An 18595-nucleotide genomic window follows, 5' to 3' on the forward strand; every position below is an offset into this window, starting at 1 on the left:
GCTCACCCGACCGGCTCCGCCGGCCAAGCTACCCGTGGAGCAAAGGCCGACCCTGCACTAACTTCGAACTTGGACCACCTCGTGGGGGCAGATCAATGTCCGGTCCACTCGGGCCGCATTCCCGGTCTGCCTGGTCGCATCCTGATCTCAGGCATGGGGATCGTCGTAGCGCTGCGGTCCGTCACTGGTGAGGTGATCTTGTGGCGCAAGCGGGCCGCCCGCGCTTCCGTTCGCCGAAACATCGAACCGGGTGCGATTCCGCCGATGCCGTCAGATTGAATATGGTCATCTGTTGCAAAATTGCCGGTTTGACGGAGCGAATTCAACGCGCTTAGTCAACGGGCTCACCGTTTGACGAACCTTTGACGCAGTGTGTTCGTGACGGCGGCCGCCCGAGCGAGACTTGCCAGACCCGTTCCGCCGAGACCGCCATGCCTTTCCACCGAACCCTGCGAACCCTCGTTGCCGGGCTTCTCGTGATCGCCGCCTCCGTGGCTCTCGCGAGCGAGCCCGAGGATGTCGCGACAGCTTGGCGTCTCCTCGACTACATCGCCGTCGATTACCGCGAGGCCGTGAAGGACGGCGCGATCGCCAACGACGCCGAGTACAGGGAGATGACGGAGTTCTCGGCGAGCGCCCGCCAGCGCATCGACGCGCTGCCGGCCTCGCCGGCCCTGGCCTCCCTCAGGGACAAGGCCGCCGGGCTGGAGCGCGCCATCGTGGGCAAGCAGGCACCGGAGGAGGTCGCGCGGCTGGCCCGCGAGGTGGCGAGCACCCTGATCGCCGCCTATCCCGTGCCGATCGCGCCCGCGCAGGCGCCCGACCTCGAGCGGGGGCGGCAGGTCTACGCCCAGCACTGTGCGAGCTGCCACGGCGTGACCGGTGGCGGCGACGGACCGGCCACGATCGGAGCCGACATGGACCCGCCGCCGATCGCCTTCTCCGACGAGGACAGGGCCCGCGAGCGCAGCGTCTTCGCGCTTTACCAAGTGATCGAGCAGGGGCTCGACGGCACCAGCATGCCGAGCTTCGCCGACACCTTGAGCCCGCAGGACCGCTGGGCGGTCGCCGCCTTTGCCGGCACGCTCGCCTATCCGCCCGACGCCGTCCCGGCCGGCGAGCGGATCTGGAAGGCCGACGACGCGTTCCGGGCCACGATGAGCCTCGACCGCCTGATGGCCTTGCGGCCCGCCGAACTCGCGGCGCAACGCGGCGAGACCGACGGCAAGGCGCTGACCGCCTATCTCCGTCATCGCCTCGCGGAGGCGGCCGCGCCGTCGGGTGGACATCTGACCCTCGCCCGGCAGCGACTGAACGAGGCGCTCGACGCCCTTCGCGCGGGAGACGGCAAGCGCGCGACCGATCTCGCCCTGTCCGCCTATCTCGACGGGTTCGAGCCCCTGGAGCCGGCCCTCGCCGCCCGCGACAACGCGCTGATGGTGCGGATCGAGGAGGCCATGATCGCAGTCAGGGCCGGAATCGCCGAGGGCGTCGGGCCGGACGCGGTGGCCGTGGACATCGGCAGGCTCGATACCCTGTTCGGCGAAGCGGAGGCGAAGCTGTCCGAGGGGCCATCCTCCGGCTTGGCGATGCTGCTCGCCTCTTTCGCCATCCTGTTCCGGGAGGGTCTGGAAGCGCTGCTGATCGTCGTCAGCATGCTCGCCTGCCTGCGGAAGGCGGACAGGCCCGACATGGCACGCTGGGTCCATTACGGGTGGGGCCTCGCCCTCGTCGCCGGCGCGGCGACCTGGGCGCTCGCCACTTGGATCATCACCATCAGCGGCGCCGGCCGGGAATTGACCGAGGGGTTCGGCTCCCTGCTGGCCGCGATCGTCGTCGTCTGGGTGGGGATCTGGATGCACGGCAAGAGCCACGCGGGGGCGTGGCAGAGCTACATCCGGGACCGCCTGACCGGTGCCCTGTCGCGGGGCTCGGGGTTCTTCCTGCTCGGTCTCGCCTTCCTGATCGTCTATCGCGAGGTGTTCGAGACGATCCTGTTCTATGCCGCGATCTGGAACCAGGGCGAGGCCGGCACGGTGCTGGCCGGCGCGGCCTTGGCCGTCCTCGCCCTCGCCCTCATCGCATGGATGATGATCCGCTTCGGCATGCGTCTGCCGATCGGCCAGTTCTTCGGCGCCGTCTCGATCCTGCTGGCCGGCCTTGCGGTCGTGCTGATCGGCAAGGCCGTGGCGGCGTTCCAAGAGGCCGGGTCGCTTCCCGTGCTGCCCCTGTCGGGCTATCCTCGGATCGAGATGCTCGGCCTCTATCCGACGCGCGAAGGCGTGGCGGCTCAGATCATCCTGCTCGTCATCCTCGCGATCGGCTTCGTCTACGCGCGCCGGTCGGACAAGCACCTTCCGGCGGAGCGGCGATCCTGAATCCGGCCCGGCGAGCGGCGCAGCAGGCATGTCGTCGCCGCCGGTCAAAGCTTGAGCGTTGCCGTTCGCCATGCCGATGCGGGCTCGATGGCGCGCACCTCCAACCGAGCCCCTTACCCCGCCCGGTTCTCGGGAGCGGGGTTTCTCGTGCCGGCGGTGTGCCCCATCGCTACCTGGGCACTTCGAGTGAGGCGTGTGTGTTCTGCTGCTGCTGGGGCCGGGATGTGGAGCGGCTTCGGCCCGCGCCGGCGCCGCAGCCAGCGCACGACCGTGCGCAGCCGCTCGAACAGGGCGGGATGGCGTTCGAGCGCCGCCTTGGCCGAGGCGGCGGCGTGCTCCCCGGCGAGCATCAGCCCCCCGCGCAGGGTCGCGGCCTCGGCGATCTCGAACAGCGGGCGCTCCTCCGGTCGAAAGCCCGCCTTGTAGGGCTGCGCGCCGACGGTGAAGTCGAAATAGGTCAACCCTTCCCGGCGCGCCCACACCATGATGCGCGAGGCGATCAGCAGACCCGGCGCCGTGGCGCGCCACGCCCCGCCGGCCATCGCCAGCAGCACGCCGTGGAAGGCCCCGCCATGGACGAGGCCGTAGGCGGTGGCGATCCATTCGCCCTCCGCCCGCAGCCCGAACACCCGCACGAGGCCGGTTCCGGGCTCGGCGAGCGCCGCGGCACGGTAGAAGGCGATCATGCCGGGCTCGTCCAGGGGTTCGAAGCGACCTATCTCGCGGAACCGCTCCCGGCGCTGCGCGACGAGCACGTCGAAGAGGTCGGCGACCTCCGCCGCGTCCGTCGCGGCGACGAAGCGGACGTCCGCGTGGCGGTCGAGGCGCTTGCTGCGCCGCATCAGGTCGCGGTGGGTCGAGGCGCTGCACACGCGCTTGAGCAGGGTCTCGGGGTCCCCGTCCAGGCCGAAGCCGGATCGGGTGAGCGCGAGCGGCCGGGCGCCGGCCACGAGGGCGAGCGGATTCGCGACCGGGCCGAGATCGCCGGGCAGGCGGGTGAGGCGGATCAGGTCGGCCCGCGGCAGCACGGCGCGCACGGCCTGCCAGATCCGTTCGGCTTCGGCGGGGGACGGCGCCGGTCCGGGAGCGACGACCGGCGCGGCGTAGTCGCAGACGCCGAGATCGAGCGCCTCGACGATCCGCACGCCCCGGCGGCGGCGGTGCGCCAGCGGCAGCAGCAGAACCGGATGCCCGCCGCGCCGGACCTCGACGACGAGGGGCTCGGCCCCGCGCGCGGCGCTCAGATGCGCGACGAGGGCCAGGACCCACTCGATGCGCTGGAAGGCGGTGCAGGCACCGGCCTCCTGCAGCCGGCGCCAAAGGGGGGCGAGGCTCGCGAGATCGCGATGAAGCACCGCCTCGTAGGTCGCGGAGCCGGCGCTCGCCTGAAACACGAAGTCGGCCACGGCATCGCGCGGACGGATCGGGACGGCCTCGACGCTCACGGGACTCTCCTGGACAACGGCAGGGCGATTCGGAAGGCAGAAGGGCGAGGCGCCACGGGCTGCGTCGCCGGCCGCAGCGCCGCCCGCCAACTCCAGGCGAGCACGACGACCTCGGAGACCGCGACCCCGGCCATCGACCAGGCCGGCGAGGCGAACGCCACGAGGGCCGCCACCGCGGCCATGCCGAGGGTGGCGCTCGCCAGCGCCATGGCGGCGAGTTCGGGAAAGGCGCGGCGCGTCTCGATCAGGGTCTTGGGCGCGGCATAGAGCATGGTGAGCAGCACCGTCGACCCGACCAGCCCGGCGATGAGGCCGAGCGGCTCGCCCGCGAAGCGGTCGGCGAAGAGACGATGTTCGACCGCATCGAACAGGAGGGCGAGGCCGGCACCGTAGGCGAGGCAGGCGGCGGCGAGCAGGGCGGTCGCCGCGGCGAGCACGCGGCGCAGGCGCCGGGCCTCGCCCGCCGCGATGAGGCGCGCCATCTCCGGCTGGCACAAGTTGACCACCACGGTGCCGAGGAGCCGCAGCGGCGAGAACAGCACCAGCACCGCCGCGATCGGCGCGTAGGCGGCGGGGCCGGCGAGCCCTGCGATCAGGAGCATCTGTCCCTGCGCCTGCACGTTGGCGGTCGCGGTGCCGGCCACCGACCACGCGAGCGAGCGCCACAGGCGCCGGTAGCGCCGCCATGCGTGGCGGGGCGCGATCCGCATCCGTTCGCGCAGGGCAAGGAGCGCCACGACGAGGCCGAGGGCGTGGGCGGCGGCCAGCAGCCACAGGCTGTCCCACAGGAGCGCGTCCGCGCCACCGCGCATCAGGACCGGCGCGAGCATCGCCGTGCCGCCCAGCGTGAAGGCGAGATCGCTGAGGCCCGCGACATCGGCGCGTCCGCGGGCGAAGAGCAGGTTGCGCAGGAAGCTCCGCAGCGACCACGCGGCGACGAAGGCACCGGCGGCGAGCGCGCCCCTCCCGACGAAGGGAGCGAAGGCGGCGGCCGTCCCCAGCGCCAGCCCGAGGCACAGCGCGAGCGCCCCCGTGCCGAAGGCGACGGCCTCCGCCCGCGCGCGCCGCTCGGAGCGCGCCTGCGGGATGAAGGTCAGGGCCGGAACGCCCGCCAGCGCCCGCACGAAGGTGAGCGCGACGGCCCCGAGCCCGAATACGATGGCGAACAGCCCATAGCCGTGGGCGGACAGGGCCCGCACCAGGGCGAGGTTGAGCCCGAGATGGAACAGGCTCTGCAGCACCTCGCCCCCGAGCATCACGACGAAGCGGCCGGCGAGGCGGTGGAGATCGGCGCGGGTCATGGCGCGCCGCGCATCGGCGACGTCGATTCCCGCGTCCAACCCGCGCCCTCATCCTGAGGTGCCGCGCCAGCGGCCTCGAAGGAGGAGTTCAGGGATCGCGCGTCTTCCGGAGGCCTCCTTGGAGGCTCCGCTTCGCTTCGCAGCTCGGGATGAGGGCGCGGGTGAGACGCGGGATCGGAAGCGTCGCGCCCGGAACCGCCTGAACCCGAACGCTCCCGCACCAGCGCCCCGATCGCCCGCCGCGCCGCATCCTCCGTGAACAACGCCTCGTAGCGCCGCCGCCCGGCCTCCGGAAACCCGCGCCACGCCTCCGGCGCCGCGACGATCCGGGCGAGTGCCTCCGACAGGACCTCGGGCCGATCGGGGGGCACGCACCAGCCGGTGCGGCCGTGCTCCACCACCTCGGCGAGACCGCCGATGGCCGAGACCAGCGGCGGGCGCCCGTAGGCCATCGCCTCGATGGCCACGCGCCCGAGCGATTCCGGCAGGCGGGACGGGACGGCGACGATGTCGGCCCAGCGGTAATGCGGATCGGGATCGGGATCGAACGGCCGGAGCGTCACCCGCCCGGCATGGGCCGATCCGGCGATGCGCGCGGCCAGCCGCCGCTCGCGCTCCGGGTCCTCGAAGGCGCTGCCGACGATCCGCAATTCGATGCGCCGGGCGATGTCGGCCGGCAACGCGTCGAGGGCGTCGAGCAGCACCTCCTGACCCTTGATCCGGCTGAGGCGCCCCAGCATCAGCACCCGCAGGGCCCGCGTCCCGTCATAGGTCTGCGTCAGCGCCGCGGGCGGGCCGGCGATCCCGTTGTGGATCACCCGCGCGGGGATCGAGGCCGGCAGGGCGAAGGCGGACCGCGTCGCCTGCGAGTTGAACACGATCTCGGCCCGGCTCCAGCGAATCAGCCCGCGCAGGACGGTCAGCGCCGGTCCCTGGGGGATCTCGTGCACGTGCACGATCGCCCTGCCCGGAAAGAACCGGGCGGCGAGGAGATGGTCGGCCACCACCGCGGTGTTGACGTAGACGAGGTCGGCCCGCGCGAAGCGCCGGACGGCGCGCCCGAGCGCGATGGGCAGGGCGAGGAGGCCGAGCGTCGCGAGACGCCCAAGGCCCTTCCGGCGCAGCACCCACAGATGTGCGTAGTCAACCCGCGTCGCGAAAGCTTCGAGGAACGGTACGATCGGTCCCACTCTGGGCAGGACCACACTCAAGTCCGCGTCCGGAAACGTTTCGCGTAGGGCACCGACGGTTTCGATGAAGCTTCGGTCCGAGCCGTAGAGTTCGTATCCCTGATGGATGCAGGCAATGCGCATGGGGTCACTGCCCTCGACTCGTCCCGTTTCGGCACCGATCCGGCGCCGCTGACGGGGCCGGAGCAAGCGGCGGGCCCGCGTCCGATGGCGGCGGGCGCCGGCCGCCCGGCCGTGGCGATTCTCGGCACCCGCGGCATCCCGGCGGCGCATGGCGGCTTCGAGACGCTGGCCGAGCGGCTGGCGCAGCACCTCGCCGCGCAGGGCTGGCGCGTCACGGTTTATTGCCAGCACGAGGTCACGACCCTGCGGCGGCGCTTCAGCTCCACGACCTGGCGGGGGATCGAGCTGGTCCATGTCCAGGTCGCGCAGACGGGCGCGCTCGCGACGCTCGCCTTCGACGGGCACTGCGTGCGCCACGCCGCGCAGCGCGACGCGGCGTGCCTCGTGCTCGGCTACAACGGCGCCCCGTTCCTGCCGTGGCTGCGCCTGCGCGGCAGAAAGATCCTCACCAACATGGACGGGATCGAGTGGCGCCGGCCCAAGTGGAACGCGGCGGTGCGGGCCTATTTCTGGGTCGCCGAGTGGATCGCCGCCTGGACCTCGCACCGGCTGATCGCCGACCATCCGGCGATCGCCGACCACCTCGCCACCCGCCGCCCGCGCTCCGCGATCGCCACGATCCCCTACGGCGGCGACCCCGTCGAGGCGGCCCCGACCGCGCCGCTCGACGCCCTCGGGCTCGCGCCGGACCGCTACCTGCTCAGCGTGGCGCGGATCGAGCCCGACAACTCAATCCTGCCGATCGTGCGCGCCTTCTCCCGCCGCCGCCGGGGGCTGCGCCTCGTCGTGGTCGGCTGCCTCGACGCGGCCAACCCCTATCACCGCGCCGTGCGAGCGGCGGCGGGCGACGAGGTGATGTTTCCCGGCGGCCTCTACGATCCGGCGATCGTGCGGGCGCTGCGCTTCCACGCCCGTGCCTACCTGCACGGCCACCGGGTGGGCGGCACCAACCCGTCGCTGGTCGAAGCCCTGTGGGCGGGCAACGCCGTCATCGCCCACGACAACGTCTTCAACGCCTGGACCACCGGGCCGGGCCAGTTCGCCTTCCGCGACGAGGAGACGCTGGAGGCCGCGATCGACCTCGCTTTGACCCGGCCGGAATACCTCGCCCCCGCCCGCAAGGCCGCCAGGCGGCGGGCGGCGGAGGCGTTTCGATGGTCGGACGTGCTCGCCCGCTACGAGGCGGAACTGCTCGCCCTGGCACGCGACGTGGCGCGGGCGGAGGGCCGGAGCGAGCCGGACGCCCGCGCGGTCGGCGGGACCGCGCCCGCGCCGCGCTCCCGCTGAGATGCCGACCCGCCGGACCATTTTAGCCGCAGCGCTCGGTGCGACCCTCCCGGCACGGGCCGCCCCGGCCGCTCCCCAGCTTCGGCGGGGCATCAGCCTGTGGCCGTGGTTCTCGCTCACCAAGGAATATCCGGCGCCGCGCACCGACTATGCGTGGCCGCCGTTCCAGGACCAGCGCCCGGTGCCGAAGCGGGCCGACCTCCGGCGCCTGAGAGAGGCCGGCTTCGACTTCGTGCGGATCCCGGTCGATCCCGGGCCGTTCCTCGCCTTCGACGGCACGCTTTTTCGCCGCCGGCTCCTCGACGAACTCGACGACGCGGTCGGGCTCTGCCTCGCGGCGGGGCTCGACGTCGTCGTCAACGTCCAGATCAACGAGGCGACGCATCACTGGAACTCGCGCCGGCTAATCGCCGACCGGCAGGCGCCGAACCTTGCCGCCTATCGCGCCCTCGTCGCCGAGATCGCCAGACGGCTCGACCCGGCGCGCACCGTGCTGGAGCCGGTCAACGAGCCGCCCCAGGCCTGCGGCTCGACCGAGTGGACCGCGATCCAGCGCGACCTCCTGGTGGCGGCCCGCGGGGCGGCTCCCACCCTGACGCTTACCGCGACCGGCGCCTGCGGCAGCATGGTGCCGGGCCTGCAGGCGCTCGACCCGAAGCTGCTCGCCGGGCTCGGGCCGCTGACTTACGTCGTCCACTTCTACGAGCCGTACCTGTTCACCCACCAGGGGGCGCCGTGGATGCGGGGCGAGCCGATCTACCGCGCGCTCAACGCGGTACCGTGGCCGGCGAGCGACGGCACGCTCGCCGCGACGCTCGCCGCCGTGCGCCGCCGGATGGCGCAGGATGCAGGACGCCCGCCCGCCGAGGCGCAGGCGGCCTATGCCGAGACCGAGGCCAAGATGCGGGAATATTTCGATGCCCGCCCCGACCGGAATTTTCTGGTCCACGGTCTCTCGGGCGTGCGCGGCTGGGCGAGAACCAACGGCATCGCCCCCGAAAAAATCCTGATCGGCGAGTTCGGGGCGCTGCGCAGCGACGCCCGCTACGTCGCGGCCGGCGCCGCCGACCGGGCGCGCTACATCCGGGATCTGCGCGAGACGATCGAAGGCTACGGCTTCGGCTGGGCCTACTGGAACTTCTTCGATGGGTTCGGCCTCGTCACCGACGACGCGACCCGTGCTTTCGATCCGGCCGTCGTCGCGGCGCTGGGGATGCGGATGCCGGGGTGAGGCTCACCGCCGACGCGGCATGAGCGGCCGGTAGAGCGCAACCATCATGATCGCGAACTTCGCCAGCACCGTCGTCTTGCTGGCGATGCTCTCCGAGGTGTTGAGCAGCAGCGCGAAGCCGAGCACCGGCAGGAAGGTACCCGGCCGGCAGCGGCGCACGATCTCGGCGACGAACAGCACCACGGCGAGCGTCAGCAGCGTCGTCATGAACACGCCCTGGTAGAGCACCATCCGGACGATCGGGTTCTCGATGCCCCATTCGAGCCCGTGCATCCGCCGCAGCGTCTCGACGAAGCCGGTATCGGGGCCGAATGCCAGATCGCGGAAGGGGATGCGGTCGATGAGCGCCAGCATCTCGATCCGGGCGTTGGCGCTGCCGCCGTCGGAGACGAAGCGCTCGGCGAGCTTGTCGAAGAACCCGCCGAAGGCGAGCGCGACGAGGGCGAGCGGCGCCATGGTGAGCGCCGAGAGACCGAAGGCGGCGGCCAGCAGCGGCACCCGGCCGGTGCGCAGCACCCTCAGGGTCGCGACGAGGACCGACAGGCCGCCGAGCAGCACGACGGCGACGATGGCCGAGCGCCCGCCGAAGGTGACGAGCGCCGCCGTCTGCAGCGCCAGCATCGCGAGGCGCTGCCAGGGCCGCAACTGCCCGCCGCCCGCGATCAGGGCGAGGACATAGGTCGCGGTGACCAGCGCGTTGACGAGGGGATGGCCCTGGAAGGCGGCCGAGCGCGTGTCGGTCGGGAAGGCCTCGCCGTCGAGCCGGTAGGGGAAGACGAGGCGGCCGGTGGCGAACTCCGCGAGCCCGAGACAGGCATTGGCGAGCATCACGCCATGCAGCGCCGTCTCCAGCGGCCCGAGTCGGGCGGGGGCGATGCGCACCAGCAGCATCATGACGAGGGCCGGACCGACGAAGGTGTCGATGGAGCCGGAGAGCCCGGTGCCGGAGCGCAGCGCGATCTGCACGAGCAGCGCCGTGCCGACGACGAGGAGCAGCAGGCTCGCGGGCGCATCGCGGGCGGTGCGCAGGCAGAAGCCGACGGGATCGCCGGACGAGACCATCGCCCAGAGGAGGCAGAGCGGCGCGAGATAGGTCGCCGGATGGACCTTGGCGGCCGCGCTTCCCGAAAAGCCGTCGTAGTTGACCCCGAGATGCCAGAGCACGCCGCCGGAGAACAGGAACAGGACGAGGAGCAGGAGGATCGCCGGGGCGGCGGACGCGTCGCGGGCGCGCGGACGGGCACGGTGGATCGGAACCGACCAGGCCGCGGACGGAATCTGCGGGGCGGCGGTCATCGTACCCGCGCCCTCACGCCCGCGTCACGATCAGGCTCGCCCCCACCGGGTGCCCGGCGAGCCCCGCCGCTTCGACAAGGTCGGCCACGTCGCGCTGGCTCGTCGCGCCGAGGCGGGCGACGAGGAGGACGCCGTCGGCGAGCGGCATCAGGCTCGCGGCCTGGGGGTTCTCGGTGATGGCGCCGCCGTCGACGATGACGAGGTCGAAGCGGCGGCCGATCTCGGCGAGGAAGCGCTCGCGGGCCTCGCGGCCGCGCTCGGTCGGCGCGCGCTTGGGACGGCCGACGCCGAGGAAGCGCACGCCGCTCGACGGCTCGCGGCGCATCACCGTGGCGAGCGGCTCGTCGCCGCGCAGCACGTCGAGCAGGCCCGGCGTCGCCTCCGGGCCGAGCAGGTCGGCCTCAATCATGAGGACCTGGAGGCCGCGCGCCTCGCCCAGCGAGGCCAGAAGCTGCGAGACGCGGCGCCGCTCGGTGCCGTCCGCGGCGGCCGAGGTGACGAAGACGCTGGTGGCGGTCCCGAGCGTGCCGCCGCGGATGCCCAGGAGGCGCGTCAGCGCCAGCGCGCCCGCGGCCTCGCGCGCGGCCTGCGCCGCCCGGCGGGCGCGCCCGCCGCGGCGGCGCGTCCCGTTCGGCACCGTGCCGATGACGGGCGCGCCGGTCAGGCCCTGGAGTTGCCCGCGGGAGAGGACGGCGGGGTTGGCGTATTCGCGCACCAGCGCCAGCCCGGTGCCGAGTCCCATACCGGCAGCCGCCGCCGCGAGCGCGAACAGCGCCGGCATCGGCCAGCTCTTCTCCTGCGGCGGGATCGCCTGCGTGACGACGCGGGCGTTGGTGGCGTCGATGTTGGCCCGCTCCTCGATCTCGCGGGCGCGGGTGAGGAACGAGGTGTAGACGCTGCGGCTCGCCTCGACCTCGCGCTCCAGCTCGCGCAGCTTCACCGCGGCCTGATTGGTCGCCGTGCTCTCGCCGCGCAGGCGGTCGAGGTTTTTCGCGAGCGCCCGCTCGCTCGCCGACGCCCGCTCGTAATCGGCCCGGGCCGACTGGGCGATGCGGGCGAGCTCCGAATTGATGAGCGTGCGGACGTCCTGCAACTGGGCCGTCACCGCGACGATCGACGGGTGGCGGGCGCCGAGCTGCGTGCGCAGGTCGGCTTGCCGCTCGACGAGTTCGGCGTATTGCGCCCGGAGCTTCCCGATGGTGTTCGACTGGATCGCCTCGTTGATCGCCTCCGGTGCGCCCGAGTTCCGGGCCCGCTCGATCTGGTCGAGGCGGGCCTTCAGCTCGGCGGCCCTGGCCTGGGCCGCGCTCAAGGACACGTTGATCTCGCCGAGCTGCTGCTCGGTGACGAGGCGACCGTTCGAGCGCACGAGGTCGTTCTTCGACCGGTAGGCCTCGGCGCGTTCCTCCGCCGCGCGCACGCGCTCGCGCTGTTCCTCTAGGCGGTCGGTCAGCGAGCCGGAGGCGCGCTTGGAGGCTTCGGTGCGTGCCTCGCTCTGGTCGGCGAGGTAGGCCGCGGCGATGGCGTTGGCGGTGCGGGCGGCCTTCTCGGCGGATTTGGCCGTGAACACGATGTCGATCACGAACACCTTGTCGGCGCGCTTCACCGCGAGGCGCTTGCGCATGTTGCGCAGGAGCCGGTCCTCGCGGTCGGTGACCGAATCCGCGGGCTCCGGCCAGCCGATCCAATCGCGCAGGTCCGAGACCAAGGTGCCGATCTCGCCCTTGCCGGTGAATTCGGGATCGGCGTCGAGGCCGGTGGCCGCCGCGGCGCGGGTCAGGACGCCGGCCGATTCGAGCACGCGCGCCTGGCTCTCGACCTGGGTGACGCCCCCGTCGGGGGCGACCATGGTCGGGTTGATGTCGTTCGTCAGAACCTGCCGGTCGCGCGGATCGATCAGGATCTGGGCGGTGGCGGTGTAGAGCGGGGGCGTGAGCGCGCAGGAGACGAGCGTGCCCGTCACGAGGAGGAGCGTGGTCCAGACGATGGTGGCGCGCCGCCGCCACAGGATGCGCCACAGGTCGCCGATCTCGGCGGTGCGGTCGATCTCGCCCATCGCCGCCGCGGGCGCCGTCAGCGCCAGGGCGCGGCCATGCGCCTCCCTGCTCTCGATCTGCAACATGACCGGTGACCGCCTCGGGACAGAATCCGCATCGATGGCCGTCGTGGCGACGGCTCGGGCGGCAGGCTGCAATCGGCGTGCGCGGCGATTCCGTATCGATTTCGTTAAGTAACGTCCCGTCGCGGGACGCTCAGCGCCCGTGCGGCAGGCGGGCGTTCGCGCCGGGGCCGGAGAGCGTCGCCTTGCGCTCCAGGCCCTTGTGCAGGTGGACCATTAGGGCCACGCCGAAGAGCGGGGTGACGAGGTTGACGATCGGGATCACCATCATCCCGGCGAGCAGGCAGCCGGCGAGGATCACCGTGAACCCGAAATGCTCGCGCATGGCGCGGGCCTCCGCCAGCGGCCGGAAGCGCCCGGCGGCGAGTTCGAAATACTCGCGGCCCAAGAGGTAGGCGTTGGCGCCGAAGAACGCGACGAGGTTCACCCCCGGCACGAAGACGAGGATCAGCGCCACGAGATTCACCAGCAGCGCCAGCCCGGCGAAGCGCACGGCCGACCACATCGCCGTGCCAAAGGGCAGCGCCCGGCCCCGCGGCTCGGCGGGGAAGTCGGTGTGCTCGACGATCTCGGCGACGTCGTCGAGGAAGAAGCCCGCGACCAAGATCGAGACCGCGGGCATCACGTAGGCGAGCGCCACGAACAGCCCGGCGCCTGCCAGGAAGTAGGCCAGCGTGTCGAGGAACGGGTAATCCGCCGAGATGTGGTGGCTCGATTGGAACGCCTGGATCAGCCGGGTGAGCCCGAACCACACCGCGACCAGAAGCCCGATCGTCAGCGCCAGCGACTTGATCAGGATGCCGCGCAACGCCGGGGAGAACACCTGGCGCAGAGCCGCGGCGGCGGCCTTCATGAGCATCGCGCCGTTCGTCTCCCGAAAACTGCCTCTTGCCGACCTCGCCGGGTTTCTCGCCGCAAGCGCCCACGAGTGCAAGTCCGGAAAAGCTCGGGCCCTCCCGCTCGATTGCCGCGTTGACACCCGACAGACGCCGGAGACACGCCATGACCCGACGCCCCTTCCCCCGCCTGATCCTGCTCGGGCTCCTCTGCGCGGCAAGCCCCGCGGCGGCCCACGAGGTCGGCGCCTGGGCCGGCGCCAGTTCGGCACCGGCCGAGCGCTCCGAGGTCGCGGTCGCGGCGTTCGACGGCAAGGCCTACGTCATCGGCGACTATAACGGCGCGACCGAACTCCTGATCTACGACCTCGCCAACGACCGCTGGAGCAAGGGGGCCGCGTTTCCCTATCCGGTCCATCACACCATGGCGGCGGAGCGGGGCGGGAAGATCTACGTGTTCGGCGGTTACGTGAACGGCTGGGACGCGAGCGAGAAGGTCTGGGCCTACGACCCGAAGACGGACGCCTGGGAACCCCGTGCGCGACTGCCGACGCCGCGGGCGGCGGGCGGCGCGACGCCGGTCGGCCCAAAGATCCACGTCGTCGGCGGCAGCGGCTCGGGCCGGGGCAACGTCACGACCCACGAGATCTACGATCCGGCGACGGACAGCTGGGCCAGCGCCGCGCCGTTGCCGACCCCGCGCGACCACCTCGCCGTACAGACGGTGGAGGGCCGCATCGTCGCCACCGGCGGGCGCATCGACGGGGATTCGTCGAAAAACCTCACGGCCAATCAGGTCTACGATCCGGCCACCGACCGCTGGAGCGACGCCGCCCCCCTACCGACCGCCCGCAGCGGCGTCGCCTCGGCGGTGTTGGGGCGCGAGGTGTTCGTGATCGGCGGCGAGTCCAGGGTGAGGACCTACGACGAGGTCGAGGCGTTCGACCTGCCGGCCAACCTCTGGCGGGCACTGGCCCGCCTGCCGACCGCCCGCCACGGCTTCGGCGCAGTGACCTATCAGGGCCGCATCTACACGCTGACGGGGAGCCCGCGACCGGGGGGCGACAAGTCGGGAACGGTGGAGGTGCTCGATCCGAAGGGGGCCGCGCCGGGACGCTGATTTTCCATGGTCCAGTCGCAGGCGTCGCCGCCGCATCCCCCTCCCCTCCGCGGGAGAGGGTGGGTCTCGCGTCAGCGACGGATGTGTGAGGGGAGCGACGGTGCCGCTTGTCCCCCCGCTCCGCGGGCACCCTCCCCCGCGGAGGGGTGAGGGTTTTTGGGGCGCGCTTGCCGCGGGCGGCGTCGCGTCCGACATCACCACCCTCCCTTCGCAGCCTCAAGAAGCGAATGCCCCCCTCCCCCGAACACGCCCGCTTCCGCCCCACCGTCCCGCCGCGCTTCGCCCCCCTCCCCTCCGCCCCCGACGTGGCGGTGATCGGCGCGGGCGCGGCCGGAATCGCGGCGGCGCGGCTTCTGATCGGGCGCGGGTTGTCGGTGGCGGTGCTGGAGGCGCGCGACCGGGTCGGGGGCCGCGCCTTCACCGCGGCGCTGCGCGGGCATCCGATCGATCTCGGGGCGCACTGGCTCCATGCCGGGCCGGTCAACCCGCTGGTGGCGCTCGGCCACGCCCGCGGCGAGCCGCTGCGGCGGGCGGCGCAGGACGGCCATCTCCGGGTCGGGCGCCGCCGGGGCCGTCCCGCCGAGCAGGCCGCGTTCGGCCGCGCCTTCGACATCGCCGACCGGGCGATGACGCTCGCCGCGGGCCTGCGCGCGGACGCCCCGGCCTCGAGCGCGGTCCCGCCGAGCCTCGGGCCGTGGCGGGAGCGGATCGGCCTCGTCCACGCCCTCGTCTCGGGGCGGCCGCTGAAAGAGGTGTCGCTGCACGATTGGCCGAGCCTCGAATACGGCGACAATTTCTTCATCGCCGGCGGCTACGGCGCGTTCATCGCCCGCCTCGCCTTGGACCTGCCGATCCGCCTGCGCGCGCCGGTCACCGCCATCGAGACCACCGGACCGGGCGTCACGATCCGCTTGGCGGACGGCGGGACGCTCGGGGCCCGCGCCGTGATCGTCACCGTGCCGATCCCGGTGCTCCAGCGCAGCCTGCGCTTCGAGCCGGCGCTGCCTGCCCGGACGCGCGAGGCGATCGACGGCTTCCTGTCGGGCACCTACGAGCACGTCGTGCTGCACTGGCCCTCGGCCCCGTTCCGCGGACGCGACCGGCTCGCCAGCCTCGTCGGCGGGCGCCACGAGCCGCCGGGGATGCTGACCCGGATCGACGGCACGGGTTTCCACTATTTCGAACTCGACGCCGCCTTCGCGGAGGCGGCGGACGCGCTCCGCTGCGGCCCGGACGCGGAGCGCCGCTTCGCCCGCGCCGTGCTGACCGAGCATTTCGGCGCGCGCGGCCTGCGCGACCTCGCGATGCCGGCGGTGACCGGATGGCGGCATGATCCCTGGTCGCGCGGCTCCTGGGCCGTGGTCCCACCCGGTCATGCGGGCGCGCGGACGATCCTGCAGGAGCCGGTGGCGGAGCGGATCTGGTTCGCGGGTGAGGCCAATTCCCGCCAGCAATGGGGCACCGCGGGCGGCGCCTACGAGGAGGGCATGCGCGCCGCCGACGCGGTCGCGGAGCGACTCGCCGCGCCGGCCCTGCGCGCCACCGCCTGAGGCGCTTGCCATCGGGGCACGATCGGTGCGAACCGCCGCATCGATCCACGCGGCGCCGATTCCGATCCGGGGTCGGAACCGGCGCGTCCGGCGGACGAAGGCCGTCGCGCGGGCCGACGGCGTCGAGGTTTCCTCGTCGCCGTCCGGGATGGGGCAAGGCGGGGGCGGCGATGAGCTGGATCGAGGCGATCGGCTATCTCGGCACGGGGCTGACCATCGCCTCGACGGCGATGAGCACGATGATCCCCTTACGGATCGTGGCGCTCTGCGCGAGTTGCGCCGTCATCGCCTACGGCGTCCTGATCGGCAGCGCACCGGTGGTGCTGACCGGGATGATCCAGATCCCGGTCAACGCGTGGCGGCTCCACCAGATGCTCCGCCTCGTGCGCCACACCGAGCGGGCGGCCTCCGGCGATCTCTCGCTCGACTGGCTCAAGCCCTTCGGCACGTCCCGGCGCTTCCGGGCCGGCGCGGTGCTGTTCCTGAGGGACGATCCGGCCGAGGAGATGTACCTGATCGAGAGCGGGCGCTTCCGCATCGCCGAGCACGGGCTCGACGTGAAGCCCGGCGACATCGTCGGCGAACTCGGCATGCTCTCGCCGGGCAACCGCCGCACCGGCTCGCTCGCCTGCGTCGAGGCGGGCTCGGCGCTCTGCCTGAGCTATTCCGAGGTCAAGCAGCTCTATTACCAGAACCCGGAATTCGGCTTCTACTTCCTCAAGCTGACGAGCGAGCGCCTGTTCCAGGCCGCGGAGACGCTGCGGGCGGAGAATGCCGGGACGGACGTGCTGTGAGGGTCACTCCGTCTGCCGCATGAAGGTGTCGGGCGTGCCCGTGCCGGCCTCGGCGAAGCGGATGTCGCGGGGCGCCCGCCGGGGCGTGTCGACCGAGAGGAACACCATCGGCTCCTCGAGGATCGCCGGTACGGAATGGACGACACCGCGCTTGAACACCACGAGGGTGCCCGGTCCGACCTCGAGCGGCGCCTCGTCGCCGAAGCGCATCAGGCAGCGGCCGGACAGGGCGTAGAGATACTCGTCGCAGGTGTCGTGCGAATGCGGCGGGGTGGGCCGGTAGACCCGGAACACCCGCGCGCTCGCCGCCGGGTCGTCGGTGAAGCGATGGTCGGCCACCATCGTGTCGGCGGTCTCGGGCAGGGCGCGCACGCCCGCGGCCACGTCGAACACCGCGTGGCCCGGGCTCCCGCCCCCGGACGTCGCCTCGCCCATCGTCTCGCTCCTGCCTCGTTTGCCGATGATGATGCCTTCACCGAGGGCCTGTGAGAAGAGTCCCTTGGAGAGGTCGCGCGGACGTGTTTCGCCATCGCCCGCGGGAATGGTACGAGTGCAAGCGTGGCCTTTATGGCCCAGGGGTCGAAGGCGGCGAGACGCCATGAGGGGTTACGAAGCAAAGGCGCAGGTCATGGCGGACGTCGCCACCGTGATCGAGCAGGCCCGCCGCGAAGGACGCGACCTCGCGACGGCGCTGCGCATCGCCCGTGTGACGCTGGCCTATATCAGCGGCCCGCAGCCCGACCCCGAGCAGACCCGGGCCCTCGAAGCCTTCGACCGGCAGCTGCGCCAGCTCTCGAGCTGAGCGCCCGTCCGGCTCTCCCTCTCTCCGATGGTTTTCCGATCCCCGCCCTCATCCCGAGGGGGGTGATGGGAGAAGCCGGTCGAAAGGGCGTCGAGACAGGCCCGCCTCAGCCCGCCTGGGCGATCAGCGTCACGGCGCCGAAGGCCAGCACGGCGAAGACCGCCACGGCCATCAGGACCAGCGCCGCCCGCGACTCGCGAAGTTCGTTCTCTTCCATGCCCTCAGCTTAGGCGCAGCCGCGGTGCCGGGGGAAGCCGGCCCGGCCGGTCGTTTCGCCGCGACCGATCCGTGGCGGGCACGACCACGAAGATATCCTCGCTGGGGACCGTCTCGGCCGGCGGGCGCCAGGGCAGCACGTTCCAGCGCCCGTACCAGTCGTCGGCCACCGAGAACGCGAAGCGGTGGGTCGGGTCGCAGGCATGGGTGAACGGGAACGCCGCCGGAAACGGGCCTCGTCGTGCGGAAAAACCGTCGGAGAACAGGCCCAGCACGGGCGCCGGGCGCGACAGCGCGTCGGAAGAGGCGGATGCAGACACCAGAGGACCCTTCGCGGGAAGAGAACGGGACGAGGCCCGCGGGGTGCGGGCCGTTGACCGCCTCACTGCAAGACCGGAGCCCGCCGCCCGGCGCGCCCCGGCAGGAGCCGGCGACGCCCGTGGACAAGGCGCCGATCCCCCTGCGGAAACGGGCTCGCCGGAGCCTCTGTCCCGGCTGGTTCGCCGGTTGCGGTGGTTAAGCCAATCCGTCTCCGACCGGGCTTCGATGTCCCGAAACGGGACGGGAGGCGGATCGGAGCGGCACGCCCGGCCCGATCCGGAACCGATGCCTTCCCTTCGACAGGATCTTCGATGCAGCCCGTCGCCGACGCGCTCCGGCGCCTCCTTCACCGCCGCTTCGCCACCCTCGGGCTGGCCTGCGCCCTGGCGCTGACGATGACGTGGTGGTTCATCGTCGCCCGCGGCGTCTGGCTCGCCATCGAATGGGCGACGGCCTGAGCGGCGCCCGGCGCAAGGCGCAGGAACGTTCTTTCTAGAGAACGCCAACGAGGGAGATGGTTCTCCCTCGCGCCGCCGGATCGGAAGAAGATCGTTCCGACGATGCCGACAAAGGCCTTGTCTATGCG

At 72.4% G+C, this 18595-nt stretch carries 16 protein-coding genes and 1 pseudogene; 9 read left to right on the plus strand and 8 right to left on the minus strand.

Annotated features, from left to right (window positions below):
- Positions 1 to 93 precede the first annotated feature (93 nt).
- Positions 94 to 279, plus strand: a pseudogene (locus HNR00_RS25700) (PepSY domain-containing protein); the annotation flags it as partial.
- A 152-nt stretch (positions 280 to 431) separates the two neighbouring features.
- Positions 432 to 2378 (plus strand): FTR1 family protein, encoded by a 1947-nt coding sequence (locus tag HNR00_RS23870; RefSeq protein ID WP_183573779.1) that lies wholly within the window; start codon positions 432 to 434, stop codon positions 2376 to 2378.
- Between the two features lie 113 nt (positions 2379 to 2491).
- On the opposite strand, the gene HNR00_RS25895 is transcribed toward HNR00_RS23870, so the two are convergent.
- The 3 genes from HNR00_RS25895 to HNR00_RS23885 are packed head-to-tail and all read right to left on the minus strand — an operon-like array spanning position 2492 to position 6329.
- Positions 2492 to 3823 carry a GNAT family N-acetyltransferase gene (locus tag HNR00_RS25895; RefSeq protein ID WP_312886109.1) on the minus strand — a complete coding sequence of 444 codons (1332 nt, stop codon included), beginning with the start codon at positions 3821 to 3823 and terminating at the stop codon, positions 2492 to 2494.
- The gene (locus HNR00_RS25710) at positions 3820 to 5163 is read right to left on the minus strand and encodes an MATE family efflux transporter (RefSeq protein WP_183573782.1); all 1344 of its coding nucleotides are present in this window, start codon (positions 5161 to 5163) and stop codon (positions 3820 to 3822) included. The genes HNR00_RS25895 and HNR00_RS25710 overlap by 4 nt, the downstream gene beginning before the upstream one ends.
- Positions 5121 to 6329: a glycosyltransferase family 4 protein gene (locus tag HNR00_RS23885; protein WP_312886110.1), complete on the minus strand. Its 1209-nt coding sequence runs from the start codon at positions 6327 to 6329 to the stop codon at positions 5121 to 5123. Before HNR00_RS23885 ends, HNR00_RS25710 begins: the two co-directional genes overlap by 43 nt.
- 192 nt (positions 6330 to 6521) lie before the next feature.
- On the opposite strand from HNR00_RS23885, the gene HNR00_RS23890 reads away from it, so the two are divergent.
- Both HNR00_RS23890 and HNR00_RS23895 read left to right on the plus strand, forming a co-directional pair.
- Positions 6522 to 7724 carry a DUF1972 domain-containing protein gene (locus tag HNR00_RS23890; RefSeq protein ID WP_183573841.1) on the plus strand — a complete coding sequence of 401 codons (1203 nt, stop codon included), beginning with the start codon at positions 6522 to 6524 and terminating at the stop codon, positions 7722 to 7724.
- Between the two features lies 1 nt (position 7725).
- Positions 7726 to 8955: a glycoside hydrolase family 5 protein gene (locus tag HNR00_RS23895; protein ID WP_183573786.1), complete on the plus strand. Its 1230-nt coding sequence runs from the start codon at positions 7726 to 7728 to the stop codon at positions 8953 to 8955.
- 3 nt (positions 8956 to 8958) lie between these two features.
- Here the strand turns inward: HNR00_RS23895 and HNR00_RS23900 are convergent, their stop codons facing one another.
- The 3 genes from HNR00_RS23900 to HNR00_RS23910 all read right to left on the minus strand — a co-directional run bounded on the left by HNR00_RS23900 (position 8959) and on the right by HNR00_RS23910 (position 13229).
- On the minus strand, positions 8959 to 10251 hold the full coding sequence (locus HNR00_RS23900; protein ID WP_210306671.1) for a VpsF family polysaccharide biosynthesis protein: 1293 nt from the start codon (positions 10249 to 10251) through the stop codon (positions 8959 to 8961).
- A gap of 13 nt (positions 10252 to 10264) precedes the next feature.
- Complete coding sequence (locus tag HNR00_RS23905; protein WP_246391066.1) at positions 10265 to 12373, minus strand: GumC family protein; 2109 nt, start codon at positions 12371 to 12373, stop codon at positions 10265 to 10267.
- A 130-nt stretch (positions 12374 to 12503) separates the two neighbouring features.
- A complete protein-coding gene (locus tag HNR00_RS23910) occupies positions 12504 to 13229 on the minus strand; it encodes a sulfate transporter family protein (protein ID WP_183573788.1) in 726 nt (241 codons plus the stop codon).
- Between the two features lie 143 nt (positions 13230 to 13372).
- On the opposite strand from HNR00_RS23910, the gene HNR00_RS23915 reads away from it, so the two are divergent.
- The 3 genes from HNR00_RS23915 (at position 13373) to HNR00_RS23925 (ending at position 16670) form a co-directional block, all read left to right on the plus strand.
- Positions 13373 to 14326, plus strand: a complete 954-nt coding sequence (locus HNR00_RS23915) for a Kelch repeat-containing protein (RefSeq protein WP_183573790.1) — start codon at positions 13373 to 13375, stop codon at positions 14324 to 14326.
- Positions 14327 to 14553: 227 nt separating this feature from the next.
- The gene (locus HNR00_RS23920) at positions 14554 to 15876 is read left to right on the plus strand and encodes a flavin monoamine oxidase family protein (protein ID WP_183573792.1); all 1323 of its coding nucleotides are present in this window, start codon (positions 14554 to 14556) and stop codon (positions 15874 to 15876) included.
- A gap of 170 nt (positions 15877 to 16046) precedes the next feature.
- Entirely contained in the window at positions 16047 to 16670 is a 624-nt protein-coding gene (locus HNR00_RS23925) for a Crp/Fnr family transcriptional regulator (RefSeq protein ID WP_183573795.1), read from the plus strand.
- Positions 16671 to 16673: 3 nt separating this feature from the next.
- On the opposite strand, the gene HNR00_RS23930 is transcribed toward HNR00_RS23925, so the two are convergent.
- Positions 16674 to 17105 (minus strand): cupin domain-containing protein, encoded by a 432-nt coding sequence (locus HNR00_RS23930; protein ID WP_183573797.1) that lies wholly within the window; start codon positions 17103 to 17105, stop codon positions 16674 to 16676.
- 163 nt (positions 17106 to 17268) lie between these two features.
- Here HNR00_RS23930 and HNR00_RS23935 point away from each other — a divergent pair, with 163 nt between their 5' ends.
- Complete coding sequence (locus HNR00_RS23935) at positions 17269 to 17472, plus strand: hypothetical protein (protein ID WP_183573799.1); 204 nt, start codon at positions 17269 to 17271, stop codon at positions 17470 to 17472.
- Between the two features lie 221 nt (positions 17473 to 17693).
- On the opposite strand, the gene HNR00_RS23940 is transcribed toward HNR00_RS23935, so the two are convergent.
- Entirely contained in the window at positions 17694 to 18008 is a 315-nt protein-coding gene (locus tag HNR00_RS23940; RefSeq protein ID WP_183573801.1) for a hypothetical protein, read from the minus strand.
- A gap of 312 nt (positions 18009 to 18320) precedes the next feature.
- On the opposite strand from HNR00_RS23940, the gene HNR00_RS23945 reads away from it, so the two are divergent.
- The gene (locus HNR00_RS23945; protein ID WP_183573803.1) at positions 18321 to 18467 is read left to right on the plus strand and encodes a hypothetical protein; all 147 of its coding nucleotides are present in this window, start codon (positions 18321 to 18323) and stop codon (positions 18465 to 18467) included.
- Positions 18468 to 18595 lie beyond the last annotated feature (128 nt).

The sequence above is a fragment of the Methylorubrum rhodinum genome, assembly GCF_014199935.1.
Classification (GTDB): domain Bacteria; phylum Pseudomonadota; class Alphaproteobacteria; order Rhizobiales; family Beijerinckiaceae; genus Methylobacterium; species Methylobacterium rhodinum.